At 36.7% G+C, this 15,711-nt stretch carries 11 protein-coding genes; 1 reads left to right on the plus strand and 10 read right to left on the minus strand.

Going from position 1 to position 15,711, the window contains the following annotated elements; all coding sequences use genetic code 11:
- Position 1: 1 nt before the first annotated feature.
- A complete protein-coding gene (locus FW781_RS22800; RefSeq protein WP_149386332.1) occupies positions 2-1,420 on the minus strand; it encodes a phage tail protein in 1,419 nt (472 codons plus the stop codon).
- Between the two features lie 2 nt (positions 1,421-1,422).
- Positions 1,423-2,274 carry a hypothetical protein gene (locus tag FW781_RS04585; RefSeq protein WP_149386333.1) on the minus strand — a complete coding sequence of 284 codons (852 nt, stop codon included), beginning with the start codon at positions 2,272-2,274 and terminating at the stop codon, positions 1,423-1,425.
- Positions 2,275-2,813: 539 nt separating this feature from the next.
- On the opposite strand from FW781_RS04585, the gene FW781_RS04590 reads away from it, so the two are divergent.
- Positions 2,814-3,263 (plus strand): hypothetical protein, encoded by a 450-nt coding sequence (locus FW781_RS04590; protein ID WP_149386334.1) that lies wholly within the window; start codon positions 2,814-2,816, stop codon positions 3,261-3,263.
- Between the two features lie 146 nt (positions 3,264-3,409).
- Here the strand turns inward: FW781_RS04590 and FW781_RS04595 are convergent, their stop codons facing one another.
- From FW781_RS04595 to FW781_RS04630, 8 genes are all read right to left on the minus strand, one after another.
- On the minus strand, positions 3,410-8,149 hold the full coding sequence (locus tag FW781_RS04595; protein ID WP_149386335.1) for a hypothetical protein: 4,740 nt from the start codon (positions 8,147-8,149) through the stop codon (positions 3,410-3,412).
- Positions 8,149-9,168, minus strand: coding sequence for a hypothetical protein (locus FW781_RS04600; RefSeq protein ID WP_149386336.1), 1,020 nt, complete (start codon positions 9,166-9,168; stop codon positions 8,149-8,151). The genes FW781_RS04595 and FW781_RS04600 overlap by 1 nt, the downstream gene beginning before the upstream one ends.
- Before the next feature lie 11 nt (positions 9,169-9,179).
- Positions 9,180-10,022 (minus strand): hypothetical protein, encoded by an 843-nt coding sequence (locus tag FW781_RS04605; protein WP_149386337.1) that lies wholly within the window; start codon positions 10,020-10,022, stop codon positions 9,180-9,182.
- A 218-nt stretch (positions 10,023-10,240) separates the two neighbouring features.
- Positions 10,241-10,681: a lysozyme gene (locus FW781_RS04610; protein WP_149386338.1), complete on the minus strand. Its 441-nt coding sequence runs from the start codon at positions 10,679-10,681 to the stop codon at positions 10,241-10,243.
- The gene (locus tag FW781_RS04615; RefSeq protein WP_149386339.1) at positions 10,678-11,247 is read right to left on the minus strand and encodes a hypothetical protein; all 570 of its coding nucleotides are present in this window, start codon (positions 11,245-11,247) and stop codon (positions 10,678-10,680) included. Before FW781_RS04615 ends, FW781_RS04610 begins: the two co-directional genes overlap by 4 nt.
- A 79-nt stretch (positions 11,248-11,326) precedes the next feature.
- Positions 11,327-12,631, minus strand: a complete 1,305-nt coding sequence (locus FW781_RS04620) for an ATP-binding protein (RefSeq protein WP_149386340.1) — start codon at positions 12,629-12,631, stop codon at positions 11,327-11,329.
- A 663-nt stretch (positions 12,632-13,294) separates the two neighbouring features.
- On the minus strand, positions 13,295-14,032 hold the full coding sequence (locus FW781_RS04625; RefSeq protein WP_149386341.1) for a hypothetical protein: 738 nt from the start codon (positions 14,030-14,032) through the stop codon (positions 13,295-13,297).
- A 547-nt stretch (positions 14,033-14,579) separates the two neighbouring features.
- A complete protein-coding gene (locus tag FW781_RS04630) occupies positions 14,580-15,437 on the minus strand; it encodes a hypothetical protein (RefSeq protein WP_149386342.1) in 858 nt (285 codons plus the stop codon).
- Positions 15,438-15,711 lie beyond the last annotated feature (274 nt).

Genomic DNA, 15,711 nt, shown 5'->3' on the forward strand with positions numbered 1-15,711 from the left:
GTTAAATATCTTTACGCGTTACTGTTATAGATACAGCATTAGGTAAAGCAGAGTCAAATTCAACATCTATTTTATTTGGATCGGTTAATTTTATTCTGCCATCGATTTTGTAAAACGTTACTGTATCATACATGGCTACATCTATATTTCTGGTCCCTAAATTGTGTACCACACCTCCTGTCCCGGAAATAGAGGTCGTGTATGACTTTACATTATTACTTCCGGCAATTACTCTACCTTTAGCATCAACGGTCACCTCATCATAAGTCCCGGCAGTTACTCCTGTTGCAGCTAATGTCAACCCTGACGTAACATTGGCAGAACCGTCAAAAGTTGCACTCCAAGTAGCGTCACCTGAAGCAGAAATTGTTCTCGGTGTTGTCAGTTTTGCAGCTGATCCGGTTGTATTGACTGCTGCAGTTCCAGTTAATAATGTCGCAGGAACAGCAGTAATAGGGACTGTTACATTTCCAGAACCGTCAATATTTTGTGCTGTTGCAGTAACTCCGGAAAGTGTAATCGTTCGTACTGTAGTCCATTTTGTAGCGGAAAGAACATTTTTCGCTGCATCTGCCGTATTATCGGCATTCCCTAAGCCTACATGAGATTTGTTTAAGACTACAACCCCGGTTAATCCATTTACAGAATCTACAGCTCCGGAAGTGATATAAACGAACGTTGTTCCCGTCCAACGGTAAGTTTTGTTGGTATCAAGGGATACATAAATTTTACCTGTCTCACCAGTGATAAGCGTAGTATAAGACGCTTCTTTATAAAACTTTCCGTCAGCAGTTTTATAATATCCCTCCAAAACATCATCCACATATGATGGCAATTGAGATGCAGGCACCAGTCCTGATGCATCCAGTGCAGCAACCCCATTCGCAGCTCCTTTTTGTGATAACGGAATATAGTTCGCTAAATCCGATGTAGTGGGCATAGAGCCCAGAGACACTGTTATTCCGTTGGTCGTCTGGCTAATTCCCGTAACGACATTTCCTGTACCTGAAGTAGTGACCGGTAAAGAAAATGAAGTGCCTGTCAATGTCAAACCACTACCTGCGCTGTAGGTTGTATCGGTAGAAACTAACGTAATTGTATTTCCGGTCTGGTTAACCGCCATATTAGCACCTGCTGCAAGGGTAACATCTCCGGAAACCAAAGATCCGGATGCACCGCCTTTCAGACGGGTAATGGTATCTGGTGTTGTAAATGATCTGTTTGCTGACAGATCATAGGCTGTACCGTTAATTGTTAAAGTACGTGTTTTAGGCACATAGTCTAACGGATTTAAATTTCCATCATGCCAAAAAGAATTGATTGCCCTTGTTCCGCCGCCGGCAGTTAAAATATCATTGTCTGTTTTCCCTTCTATTTTATACCCTACCGAACTTCTGTAATAAGCGTATTTAATGTCCATAATTATATTTTTTTAATTGTTAACTGAATTATATTGGGTGGCACTGAATCGAATAGCACTTCAATATTATTATTGTCTATTCTTCTCACCTTAATGGGGATTGTAAACATTGTAACTGTGTCATAAGCATCAATCACAAAACTTAGTGTATCAAGATCATGTTTTATCCTGGAGTCTCCCCTAACTCTCTCTTCATGCTTTATTTTTTCGGCATTGGCCGCATCTTCGATATTTTTAATTTTATCATACACCAAATCATTAAACTGATTTTGGTAAGTAATTGCGCCCCAGTTTGAATAAATGCCGATAAGGTTGATTTTATCATCTGAAATATTTCGGATAACAGCTTCTTTAAGCAATTCTATCTGTTCCCTGTTTTCTTTAATATAGTCTACGACTTCCTGAAGCTCATCAAGATTGGCGTCATTAGAGGCTAATATTTCGTTAATTGTCGCAATATGTTCAAGCAGTTCATTATCCTTTGCCTGAAATACATTGACAATTTCCCCAATCTGCTCTTTTGTAAAGACGTTTCCGGTCTCTTCACTCCCATCTATAGTAGCGACAAATTTTATTTTTAATTTTTCTTTCCATTCCTCTACATTAATATCCGTAAGATTGGATGCATTACGTTTTGCCAGCACTGAACTATGTGCGTTCTCATCTTCCAGATGATTGGTGAAAGTTGTGGTAGACAGCGTTTGTTGAAAAGCTTCATGTAAGCCCATCACTTCATCCATTTTGATTTTTTCATCTAAATGGCGGAATGAAGAAAAGGTCTGCTTAAATTGATACTCTGTAGGAATATCACCTTTTTCAAACCAACTGAAAATTATATTTAATGGTGTACTCATCTTGATTATTGAAAATTAGTTTTTGATAAAATTGACAGTTAAGGAAACCTATATTATTTCTAGGCTGATTACTTTGAATGGAATTCTACATTTTTTGAGCGATTTTTGATTCACTCTTCTTTTATACCCCTGTCAATTGGTGGATTACCTGTATGTCATCAGCAAGAAAACTATGCATTCTGTTGATGTTTATATTTACATTCTTCAGAGCTCAAATTTCATTTTTCTTTTGCTCTTATAAAAGTTTTTTGGCCTTCCCATTCTGTAGTTGCAGTAAACTTTGTTTTTCCGAACGAAATAATATTGCTCTGTAATCACATGTTCAAAATTCACTTTTTTTAAACTCCTGTGAAAGTTTTTGCGCCTCTCCATTCTGTAGCTGCAGTAAACTTATGGTTTCAACAAACTCAAACGAACCGAATGATTTATAAAATGTTTGAAATAATCTTGCCTTGGTCACAAACAGCCTTAATTTTTATAAAAACAGGAACTTTTAAAAGAAAATGCTAAATATTCCGTTTAATTCTTAAATTTGGCTAATGCAAAAGTATCTTTACCTCATCATTACATTATTATCTCTTACCAGCTGCTATACTTACCAGGTAAAAAAGCAGCCGGATCCAGCAACCGACAATAAGCAGGGTCAAAAAAAGACGCCCGAATTAGCTAATAATGCCTCAACGCAGCTCCAAAATGTAACAGCTCAACCGCCTGCTGCTCCGATTAATATTCAGGAGAAACTTGCTCCTAACAAAAATGTTAAAATTGATGTTGATGGAAAGAGCTATAAAATAATAGTTGACAGATGGGAAAGCGACAGTCTGGTTGCACATCCTGTTCATAATCCTAAAAAAATTCTGAAATTTCATAAGAACCAGATCAATAGTGAAAAAATTGCAGAAAAACGCTTTTCACAACCGATAGCTGATATCATTACGGTTACTGTTTATGCCGGAATCGGTGTTTTAATATGGGCGCTTGTTCACTAATAGTGCCACATTTATTTGATAAATGACGGTAATAGTCTTTTAACCTATAAAGTGTCTGAAGATAATCCCCGCCTAATCACGAACAGGCAAATGACGCCACTTTAAGATAGGTGACGTCATTTTATATTAGTTATGACTCATCATTTTTAAAACATTTGATTTTCTGCATATTTATAAACTGTCTTTTCATCCCAGACAAACAACTGAATAGAGGTATATGGTGGTATTTTATAAGAATAGCCTGCGCTTTCTATATCAAATCCCTGCCCATAACTATCACTAGCATTGATTACCAATATTCTTTGACCTCTAAAACATTTTCCTAATACAAAGTGCTCTCCATATACACATCTGATCACCAACATTCTATTATCAGAATCATAATATTGAACTCCCGGCTGCTGCTCAATCATACGATGAGATAATCTCATTCTGGAATCTTCATTGGTAATCTCATCATCAAGAAATGCTAAACTTCCGTCCGGGATAAATAAAGTATTAGGTTTTTCAGATTCGGATTTAAAGTTTTTAATAGCCTTTACCGAGCCTGAAACCTGTACTTTATCGGCATCATTGGCATCTGTTCCTATACCAATATTTCTGTTCCCTCTATTGAAGTTAATACCTTCCCAGCCATCATATCTGCTTGAATATTTATAATACTCATCTTTTAACACAGCTAAGTAGAATTCATCATTTTCATTATAGATACCAGATTCTCCACCATGATAATCATCAACAACCATTAATGCATTACCTGTATTGTTAGTAAAATGCTGGTTTACGATAACACCATTACTAGACATATAGTTCCAGTTATTAATATGACCCTGGGAGAAATTCAAATCACTCCAAACAGTTCTCCAAGGCTGCCATCCTGTATCTCCTGAACCGGAATTGCTTCCTCTGAATTTCATTCCATTACCCGCCCTGTCAATAGTTAACTGTTGTCTGCCATCAGCTGAGTTTAGATTTAAAGTAGTAGTATAATTAAACCCGGAAGATGGGGCTTCCTGTCTATAAATTCCAGATTCGGAAACCAGGTTTAAATTAGCAACATACTTTAAATCTTTAAACTTATCATTCCAATTACTTATCATTGTAGTGGTAAGATTACCAGCATCCCAAATTGTATTTCCCTGAAATGTTGGTCTTGATCTTACATGATTAACAGCACCATAACTATCAACAGTCATCGCTATCTGAGGCCCTGCTGCAAACGAATTAGTTGTTGCAAAAGCCATAGATGTACCATTTCCGTCATTACTTCTTACATATATACCGGCTTGCGTTCCACTATTAGAGGAAAACCCGATGGATGCTGTATATTGATTATCAGTATTTGAACCGCTTTCAGTTTCTACTAAGAAAGAATACTCAGCTGATGTACTGGTATTACCCCAGCCTGTGCCTGTATTTTTTGCTCTTCCTTTAATAGTTTTAAGCCCAGTAATATCTTGTTGACCATCGACATTAACAAATTTACCGGAAGCCCAATTTTGTGTTGCTAAAAATACGTAGCCATCTGTTTTATGATATATATATGGTGCACCAGATGATAAACCACTTGAAAACCCTAAAGTTTGAGCATTTTCTGCAGAATTAACTTTAGCATCAGGGTTGAAATTATTATTGGTCCAAAGCGCTTCTCCATCTGACAACAAAGGAATATTACCTTTTTTCGTCATGGTATTTGTATTGATCGCCTGCCAATACTCTAAATGATTGCTGAATAAAGGAAAATCTATTCTATGGTACCATGTATTATTTCCTGCAATGTGTAAAGAGTTACCATAAGTAGTTGGAAATCCAGTACCTGAAGCCCAATCTGTAACACTTAAAGGATAATCTGTTTTTACCGCAGCTGCATCCTGATGATTACCTCTTTTCGCTAAGTATTCTGCGGGATTAAAATTGTTAGTCGTCCACGGAACGCCACCCTGAATTCTAACAACACCATTGTCTGAATTTAATAATAAATCACCATCATTTACCGCTCTGACTACAAAATTGTCTCCAGTTCCACCCCATGTGGCAGAACCTCCATCAGCTCCAATATACGCTATATCTTTTGCCCCATCATACTTTTGCCAGGTCAAATAATTCCCTGTTTGTGCAGTACTTTTCCACTTCCCCAGCATAGCTGAAGACTCTATATTTAAAGCACCTGTCATAGTACCGCCATCTTTTCTGAGATAGTTTCCTAACTCTGAAGATGACACAAAATCTGCTGCTAATCTATGACCGCCGCCCGCAGTTAAAAGATAGTTATCATTATAGCCAATTTTATTAAAACCTTTTGATGAAACCTGGCCAGCATCAGTGAATTCTATACCATTACTTAAATCCCAATCTTCCGCATTATTTGAAGCAGAAGGAGCCAATATTAAGTTGTTATTTGTAGGTTTCTGAATGGACCAGGATTTATAGGAACTATTTTTTAGTTTGAAAGGTATTCTGTTGTAATAGGATTTTGCTGCAGAGATAATTTCATCCGTATTCCTTGTCTGATAATCACTTGGCTTGAAATTTACATTGTCCCAGGCTCTTCTCCATAGAGTCCAGTTGCCATTATGCCCGCTTCTATAAACTAATTCTCCTGCATCTGCACTCGTATCATTATATTTTACCTGTAATTGTGCTGTGGTATCCTGAGCCCCCATATGCAACATAGGACTGTATAAATGCTGAACTCCTCCTGCATTATTGTTGGCTCTATAAACTCCGGAACTGGAATAGCCTCCAAGACTGTTGAAGTTATCATTAAACTGAACTGCTTTAGGGATATAGCTGCTGTCTGCAAAATTAGTTAACCAACTTCTTGTAGCTACAACATCAGAAGGTAGTGTAATGATATTGGCAGGATATAAGTCAAAGTTAGGTTCTAGCGCATGAGACCATCCTACATTCCAATCATTATTATAGTTTCCATATTTAACTTCCACTTTAGCAACTTCAAATGATAAATATCCATTCCAAAATGTGTTCGCCTCTCCTAATAAAATACTGACATATCCGTCAGTTCCTATCCCAATTCTTGCGGTAGTTGTAGGAAAATTATCTGTTACTTCCCATATTGCTTTTGAACCATTAGGAACCATAGTCCCTGATACATATTTATAAAAAGCTACATTGACTTTTCCCAGGTATTGGCTTTCATATCCATAAATATTAATATCAATACTAAACATAGCATGTTCTGGTGAGGCTTGTGGCATTTTAATAGCTAAAACCCCTGTATGTCCTCCATCCTCATAATAGCCCTGATAAACTTTATTAAATATCCTTACCTTATTCTGATGCTTGCTTATAGATCCACCACCATTAAATTCTAAGTCATTTGCCCCAAGATTAACATCCTGTGTCGCGCCATTATAGGGAACATAATTATTTAAAGCCGATGCATTAACAAAAGTTGACGGATCTAAATTATGAGCATCCCAAACCACTCCGTTTACTCCATTTTTATAGTGTATGATATCATTACCATTAGACTCTATAATAGTATTAATAGTAGGATTTCCTATATATAATGTAGACGGACCACTATAATTTAAAACCTGGTTATTTCCTGTAGTAAATGAACCAGAATAAATACCTACTTTAGAATAAATCTGACCTGAGCGTCCCATAAAATGGGTAGGATTATTGGCATCGCCAAAATGAAAACCTATCCCTTCACCCAGGCTATTGGCATTTCCCTGATAATAAGAAAGTCCATAATCATCAGCGCTGGCAAATGACCAGATCCTATTTCTTTCATCTGCTTTGTAGAACCTGTTTTGAAAGCCTTCATCTGTCTGCACAAAGCCTCTTGAATGGATTCCGTAAGGAGGAATAAACTGGGAATCTGTATAAGCAGAAGAAGCCAGTAAACCACCCGATAAAATAACCTGAGAACTATTACCATTTAAACCCGCTATAGGCCTATCTGAATCTAATACCCAATAGCCACCTGTATCTTTCTTCTCCCAAAATGTACCATCAGAAACTAACTCTTCTTTTGTAAGTAAATGTTTAAGCTTGATCTCAACTCTTTTTGTACCTCCCGGGTCCGGATGATCCGAAACTGAAGTAACCCGGTTTCTACCCTGGTCTAAACCTCCATATCCAACGGTTACTTTTACATCAAACCCTTGCCAATAAGACAATTGAGTAAACCAAAAACAAAGTTTACCGTTTAAATTTAAGGCTGTAATTCCATTCCAGTAATATAATGTAGAATAGCCGCTGTGAGAAATAATAGTCCCGTTATAGATATAACCCTGGATCTTACAATCTAAAGGCTGATCACTTCCGTACATATTACCTTTAATCTCTAAAAGAAACTGATCTCCATAGTCTACAGAATAGTCTACATCAGTTTCAATCAGTGTTCCCTGTGGAAAGTTTCTTCCGGAATGATACCAGGAATCTTCTTTTTTTCGGGAATCATAGTCTCCGCCGCCGCCTGTAAGAAACTTTTCATCATTTGACCCGTCTTTATAATACCCGGCCGCCTGGACATAATCAAAAGCATTACCATTAATATTCATAAAGTGGTAACCGTTTGACCTATACTGCAATGTAGCGGCATAAAGGCCCGGCTGGTGAAAAGAAATTGCAGGGTAAATTGTATCAGATACACCATTACCTCTTAATTCTAAAGCCACTGAATTATAAGCATTGCCTGTAGCTCCTGAAAAGGCTTTTCTTACCGGTATATCTTGATAGGTATTAGTCGTCACTACATTTAAATCAGACACGATGTCCGCGTGGGTTCTTGTGCTGATTTTTTTCGTTACAGAATTCCAAACCATTACAGTACCTGCATCGTTTGGAACACTTTTCACAATTATTTCGCCTTCTACAGCGATGTGATTGTTAAAATATTCAGGAGCAATCATTAGTCTAATCTTGCAGTTAAAGTAATTCTATATTCATTCGGAGTAAGAGGTGCTAAAACATCTATCTGTACATCATTTGCCGATGTAGCCACACAGCTTACATTTATTTTTCTGTTATCAGCATTACGATAACAGATATAATCAACATTCAGGGTATTCCAGCCATGAGTAATGGAAAAAGTGACAGAAGAGCCATCTCCGATCTGCCATGTTTTGGATTTAATTTTTGCATCCAAAACAGCTTTAGTAGATTTTGGAGTCATTGCTTTAACAGGATTGACTCCCTCAATCGCTTCAACATCTGTAGCAATTTGAATCAGTCCTTTCACCGCATCTGTAGCATCTACAATATCAGGAATACCTTTTTCAATAATCTGATAATTTTTAGGAGCATTGGAAGCGTCATCAGTATTGGCAATAAGATGATCACCAACAGAAACGGGCTCATTGCCCACCCAGCCATTTGCTGTAATAACCCACACCATCCCTGTTTTAATGGTAGCTGATGTAACGGGTGACGGAGCCGTCATTGAACCTTCGGTAGTAGAAGGAATATAACCTCCCGGCTGATAGATCAATGCTCCTGTAAGGCTTTGTCCTATTAAATTTTCAATATAAGTTTTAATCTTATTGGATGACCATGTATAGGTGCCTGACTGAGTAGCATCATTCAAAAAAATAGAAACAATATCTGCGTTGGTAAGATTACGGCCTGCTATTTTAATAACATGTCCTGAACTATTGGTCAGTATCTGACTTAGCAACAGAAGTCCGCTTGTCTGATCTGTTTGAAATGGATTATTAGTCAGCGGATAATCAGGATGTATATAATTCTGAGCCAAATTAACCCATTCAGTTCCGTTCCATTGATGCAGCTGACCGTTATAATCAATTACCCAACCTGCAGGAACACCATCCGTACTTGGAAATGAAGTAAATTGTTGAAAACGGGTACGTTTCAGCTCCCCGAAAAAATTATCCTGATGTGCATTATTACTGATTACTGCGTTATTATTCATGTTTTTATTTTTTATGGTTTAACTTTTAAAATGAGAATATTAATTGGATTAACGAGATCGCCTATCATCTTAACCTCTATGGTTTGATTGGTGGCATAATCGTCGACATTTATTTTTTTACCCGTGACACTATCTCTGGCCTGAATGATCACATTTTCTGTTTCAAGGGTATTAGGAAATACAGCATTTCCTGTGACTTGTACCACTGCACTTGTAGGGGTCTGCGAGATCAGTAAAACCCTATCATAGATTTGCTTGTTAAATTCCTGCTGATTTTTCGGGCTGCCTAGCTCATTGTAGTCAAGTAACAGCTTTACTTTATCTTCCCTTGATTCTCCTATTGGAATAGCTTTTAAAGCTTCAATATCGTCACGGTTTTTTTTAATGAAGTCTACGATTTCCTGAAGTTCATCCAAAGACAAATCATTGGATAATAATATATTTCTAATATTTTCTATCTTCAGGGCTAAGTCTTTATCAGCATCTTTCAATGCATCAACAAAGCTATCTACCTGTATTTTAGTATATGCATTACCCAATTGATCAGAACCGTCAATGGTAGCAACATTGCTAATTCCAAGTTTACTTTTCCAGCTATTAACATGAGCTGAAGTCAGGTTGCCCGCATTCAGTAAAGCCAAATATTCAGAATGAGCATTTGGGTCTTTTAAATGTGCCTGAAAGGCTTCCGCACTGGCAAATAATTGAAAAATTTCTTCAAACCCTTCAATACCTTCCATAGGGATTAGGTCATCTTTGTGATAAAAAGATAAAAATGTGTCTTTAAACTGGGTTTCTGTTGGAAAATCTCCAGTTTCAAACCAACTGAAAATTGTATGTAATGGTGTACTCATTTGATAATTGATAATTAGTTTTGATAAAATTGATAATTGGAGAAAGGCTTAAAGATTATTTCTATTACGTGGCATTTTCAAGGGAATGAAGAAAACCATATCGTTGCAGATGAAGTGAAACCGGAACAAGGCAGACCACTTTCTGAAATTACCTGACTTTGGAGATTTATTTCCAATGATAATAGGGTTTAAAGTCCCCATTATTAGGTGGGAATTGTTTATTTAGAAAAGAACAAATCAGCTTCAGCCTTTCTTCTGCGGATGAGCCCGTTTAACGTTTTTCCGGCAGCGGTAATATATTTTGTGGTAAACCAATTTCTGATTGCCTGCTCTTCTGCTTTTTTATTAATCAAAGAAAATAGTCCATCTGATCCTCCGGTATTGTAAGTGTGAGATACGAGAGCATCAAATTGATTTTGAGTAAGAATGACTTTAATTTTACTGTTGACTATTTTTTCATAGGTTGGTAAAACAGCTGAAAACAGCTCTATTCCTTTCTCTTTGCTGATTGCAGTATCTTTCATGGTTACTTTCTTTCCTCCAGGATAGTATGTGTTACCATACCCAATTGTCGGAATTCCTGCAGAATCCAGATAAGGCTTTGAACTGAAACCTTCAAATGATACAATCAGGTTTATTCCTTTTTGTGATGTCTTCATTGCTTAAAATATTTGTAGGTGAAAAAGATGAGTATTAAAGTGATTCCAAGAACCGTAATGATGATCCAGGCTACAATTTCAAATCCATTTGATTGAATTTTTTTGGTTTCTTCAGAGACTTTTGAAGCTACTTCTCTGATGGTTTCTTTTGAACTGGTTTTCTGGGTTAAATCCTGAATAACATGAGTAGATTCTTCTTTTTTAACCTCTGATTTTTCATGGCGGGCCTTTGCATAATGGTTGATGATAGAATATTCTGCATTTCCCACGATGGAAATACGTTGAATGGTATCTCTCCCTACGACGTTATGGAAAACCAAGGGATTAGATGCATCAGATTTTCCTTTGATCAACAGATCTCCGGATATTTCATGTCTCTCTTCCTTCAGCAATACATCACGTGACATGCTTTGAGTTGATTGTGAGTTTTGTACGCTTAAAGAATCAGCTTTTACTTTTTCTGTTTCTTGTGTATTTTCTTTATAAGTGGTTGTAATTTTGTGCTTACTTCGGCAGCCCAACATGAAGCTGCTCAATAGGATCAATAGCAGAATCTTTGTTTTCATTAGTTTTAGTTTTAAAAATTGAACAGATGTATAACTTTGATTTTTTCAATTCCAGAAAATCTAATTGAAATTCAAATTCTTACATAAATATTTTATCTTCCTTTACATACTCTTTTTTGATGCTATCCAATAACATGTCTACACTTACTTTGTAACCAGGTTCTTTTAAGGCAATTGCTTTTAAACTCACATCTTGTATGATATTCATAATATTAGAACCGGTTAATTCATATCGTTTGGCAATTTGTTCCAGATCAATATCTTCAAGCTGTAATTGTTCCGGTACATTTTGCTGCCAGATACGCAGACGCTCTTCATGCTTTGGGTTATTGAATTGTATGCAGCTATGAAAGCGTCGCGTAAAGGCTTTATCCATATTATTTTTAAAGTTCGATGCCAGAATAATAAGCCCTGAAAATGTTTCTATGCGTTGCAGCAAATAAGAAACTTCCTGATTGGCATATTTGTCATGGGCATCTTTTACAGAGGTTCTTTTTCCGAAAATAGCATCTGCTTCATCAAAAAATAAAATCCAGTTTTTATTTTCTGCTTTGTCGAACAGTTTAGCTAATTGTTTTTCTGTTTCTCCGATATATTTTGAGACCAGCATAGAAACATCTACTCTGAAGACAGGGCGTTGGGTGTATTTTCCCAGAAGACTGGCGGCAAGAGTTTTTCCTGTTCCCGGTTCTCCATGAAACAATACTCTGAACCCTGGTTTAAGTTTTGTCTGCATGTTCCAATCTTCCATAAGAATCCGGCTGCTATGGTACCAGGATTCAATACTTTTAAGCTCCTGCATCGTCGTTTGAGGAAGTATTAAATCTGTCCATGATCGGCGGGTGTGTATTTCTTCTGCCGGAAAATCATTGCTCATTTTAGGCAATAATTCCAAGCCAAAAAGGATCTTATTAAAAGCTTCTTCATGAACTCTTATCTGACTGTTCTCATGAGCTGAACCTGAAAAAGCAATGAGTTCTTCTTTACTTAAGACCGAATCCGGACTGAAATAATCCAGTGCTTTCAATCGTTCTGAAATACTATCGCCTCCTAAAATATATTGAACGGTCTGAATTGTAGGATAAAAGAGCCTGCCGCTATCGTTGGTTGAACAGAAGTCAAACATCGCACTCCCTGGAAACTCCAAATAAATACGTTTCAGTAATGCGGGATCTAATCGTGGTAATAAAGCCATTAAAAGAATCACAACTTCCTGATGGGCAAGCCCTTTCCCTGAAATATAATCTCCTAATTGAAAGTTTTCATGGTTATTGGTATTAAATTCAGGGGCTCCTACACTAAAATCCTCTGATGGATTGTTTATACGCCATGTAATAACCTTTTCTAAATGAGTAAATAATTTTTGTAATTGTTCTGACTCCATTGCTTTTTATGCTTTTAAAGATCTGATGTATTGCCTCTTTTTTACTTTAAGATGCTTTCACCTGTCCTGTGATTGATTTCAAAAAACCTCAACCGGAAAGTAGCTCACATTCGAGTGTCTCTCCACAACTGCCGAAGCTGCTGCTTTTGGAAAGCCGCTCCGTCATTGGAGTCCTGCTTTTTTAAAGAATCAATCTACGCCTGAAAGAGAACAGCAGATCCGAAGGTCTGTTACTCTGCTTCCGGGAAGAGATTCTAATGCTTTGCATCAGAAAATTCCGGGATTCCAGGTGCTAAAAGGTGTCCTGTTAATGAGAATCTCTCCGATTGAGGTAGGTTTTGTATTGTATATGATTTTAAATATCGTGCAACACATCTCAAGGATGGTTACGTTGTATTCTGTAGTTTGTTTAAAAAACCTCAACCGGAAAGTAGCTCACATTCGAGTATCTCTCCACAGCTGCCATTGGAAAGTTGCTCCATCATTGGAGTCCTACTTTTTTAAAGAGTCAATCTACGCCTGAAAAAGAGCAGCAAGTCCGAAGACCCGTCACTCTGCTTCCAAGAGGAGATTCTAATGTTTTCACATCAGAAAATTCCGGGATTCCAGGCGCTAAGAGGTGTCCTGCTAATGAGAATCTCTCCGATTGAGGTAGGTTTGTGATTAATCAATAATGTAATTAACCAAATCGTTAAAGTCCCGTCCTAAAATAATTTTTATATTAACAGGATACGAAGTATATTTTGTTCCGTTTATCTCAATTTCCAAAAACATCTGAATAAGAGAAAATGGTTTTCTATGATGAACTGTATGTCTGAATGAACCTGGTCTGGTAAGTGTCCCCGATGGATAAAATTCATTAACCTCTGATCCAGGTCTGAAATAATGAATAGGATTAATGTCCAGAATCATTTCTTTAGAAGTTACCGGGTATTCGGACATTCTGCCCCAGAATATTGCATCTAATAACTGTTCTTTGTAAAAGCCTCCATCTTTCACTACATCCTTGATCTTTTTTTTCTGTTTGTAACGTTTTATGATAATCTTAGGCTTGTATTTATCAATATCTAATTCGTTTGACAATTTTACCTTTAAAAATTTATAACTTACATTTCTGCTGAAAGCGTGTATATAATTATCTATTGGCTGTGGTTCGCTTCCATATTCCGCTTCAAGGTTGATATGCCCACGTCCTGATTTTTCAATATTTGCGGCCCGATAAAAATGATAGTATTTGGAGGTCCAGTCTGCAGATGCCTTTACATCCAGGCCGAAATTAAGCTCATTCAAATGAAGATAATTATCTATGAATCGGCCAAACTGGCTTTCTGTAGGATATTTCCCGGTTTCAAAGTAGGTTTTCAGCTCCTGTCTTGGGATTAATGTATTGTTTGCTTCCATGATATTTTAGTTTTCTTTATTTGCTTATGTTCTTAGTATACCTTTTTTCAGGAGCTGATTACCCGTTGTGATGTACAGTTGAAAATTGATTCTTTTTTTGTTGCCATAAAAGTTTTTCGGCTTCCCTATCCTGTAGTTGCAGCAACTCACATCTTACTCATAAACAAATAATTACCCCTAAAATCAACGACTCACATTTTTTCTACTTAGGCAATACATTTCCATCTTCTGTTTTTCACAGAATTTATTATTTGCTTTCAAAAAAATAGATGTGACAACCCTTCATTCCGCTTTCCGGATGAAATTCCAGTGGAAAAAGCTTTCCGCTGCAGAATATCTTACCGATTGAGGTTGTATTTTTAGTAATGAGAATGTAACGGATTACTTCTCAGCCGGCTTGTAGGTCTCAATATTTTTTATATTGACAGGATACGGCTTGTTTTGTATTTACGCAGTGTACAGTTCAAAATTAGTCACTTTTTTGTTCTTATAAAAGTTTTTTGCCCCCGCTTGTCTGTAGTTGCAGTTCCTTATTTTTTAGGCTTTCTTATTTTACATTCTCATAATAGCTGCATTCGATTCTTACATTTCTGACGTCATTGATCCTACCGCCATTCACAGAATTCTGGTTTTGTCCTGCTGATAAATAACTTGTCGTCAAAAGGGTATCATTTTCGGCATTATAAACGTCACACTTTATGTGTTGATTGATGTTTGTAAGGTCCGCCTTATAAAAGAAGGTCAAATAATCTCCCAGATCATAATGATCCGTAATGGTATCTTCAGCTCTATACCGATCACTCCATCCAACGGCTTCTGTTCTATACCAGATAGGTACTTCCGTTTTATTAATGAATTTAATATTGGTGTTTAAAATGTTTATTTTTTGTCCATAAGCTCCTCTTGTGATTTGTATGGGTAAGCCGATACTGTCCACCTCTCCAAAGTCAAAACCAGCAGAAACGGCCTTCAGATTATTTCCGAATAATCTATTAATAGTATAGGTCTGATTCAATTGGTAAGCCAGAATGTAATATTCCGTTTCTCCTAAATCACCTTCCAAGATTTCTTTTACTTTTATAGTATAAGGTGCACTGCCTATCACATACTGTTTATCAAAAAGGCTTTTGAAATCACTTGATGAAATCACCTGATCCGGCGCATCATTTGTACTTACCACTATTGAAAATTTTAAATTTCCGACACCATTTGCTAAATAATTAACAAATAGGTTATCAATAGATGCTAAACTATTGGCAAAGACTGCCAATTCTTTTTTGGTAAAGACATCTTCTCTAAGCCTTAAAGAATCTATTAAATCTGCAAACTGGCTTTCTGTAGGATATTTCCCTGTTTCAAAATAGATTTTTAACTGGTCTCTGGTTGTTAGTTTATTTTCCTCCATAATACTTTTTTATAACTTATGCTTCTTAGCATAATTACACTTTGGTTTCAATGATTATTTTATGTTATGTTTTAATGTTTCGAACTCATCCTTTTTTAATTCCTGTGAAAGATTTCCGCCCTCTATTTTGTAGTTGTGGTTCCCTTCAGCTTTTCAATAACAGGAGAGTAGTGAATTGTTTTCAAAGCTCAAAATTCAGCCTTTTTGTGTTCCCGGGAAAGTTTTTTGAGCTCTCTATTCTGTAGTTGCAGTAAGTCTTATTTTTTAAGAATCA

It is taken from the genome of Chryseobacterium panacisoli (assembly GCF_008274625.1).
Lineage (GTDB): Bacteria > Bacteroidota > Bacteroidia > Flavobacteriales > Weeksellaceae > Chryseobacterium > Chryseobacterium panacisoli.

Coding starts and splice junctions, on each gene's coding strand:
- FW781_RS22800 (WP_149386332.1), bottom strand. CDS start 1,420: ATGGACATTAAATACGCTTATTACAGAAGTTCGGTAGGGTATAAAATA.
- FW781_RS04585 (WP_149386333.1), bottom strand. CDS start 2,274: ATGAGTACACCATTAAATATAATTTTCAGTTGGTTTGAAAAAGGTGAT.
- FW781_RS04590 (WP_149386334.1), top strand. CDS start 2,814: ATGCAAAAGTATCTTTACCTCATCATTACATTATTATCTCTTACCAGC.
- FW781_RS04595 (WP_149386335.1), bottom strand. CDS start 8,149: ATGATTGCTCCTGAATATTTTAACAATCACATCGCTGTAGAAGGCGAA.
- FW781_RS04600 (WP_149386336.1), bottom strand. CDS start 9,168: ATGAATAATAACGCAGTAATCAGTAATAATGCACATCAGGATAATTTT.
- FW781_RS04605 (WP_149386337.1), bottom strand. CDS start 10,022: ATGAGTACACCATTACATACAATTTTCAGTTGGTTTGAAACTGGAGAT.
- FW781_RS04610 (WP_149386338.1), bottom strand. CDS start 10,681: ATGAAGACATCACAAAAAGGAATAAACCTGATTGTATCATTTGAAGGT.
- FW781_RS04615 (WP_149386339.1), bottom strand. CDS start 11,247: ATGAAAACAAAGATTCTGCTATTGATCCTATTGAGCAGCTTCATGTTG.
- FW781_RS04620 (WP_149386340.1), bottom strand. CDS start 12,631: ATGGAGTCAGAACAATTACAAAAATTATTTACTCATTTAGAAAAGGTT.
- FW781_RS04625 (WP_149386341.1), bottom strand. CDS start 14,032: ATGGAAGCAAACAATACATTAATCCCAAGACAGGAGCTGAAAACCTAC.
- FW781_RS04630 (WP_149386342.1), bottom strand. CDS start 15,437: ATGGAGGAAAATAAACTAACAACCAGAGACCAGTTAAAAATCTATTTT.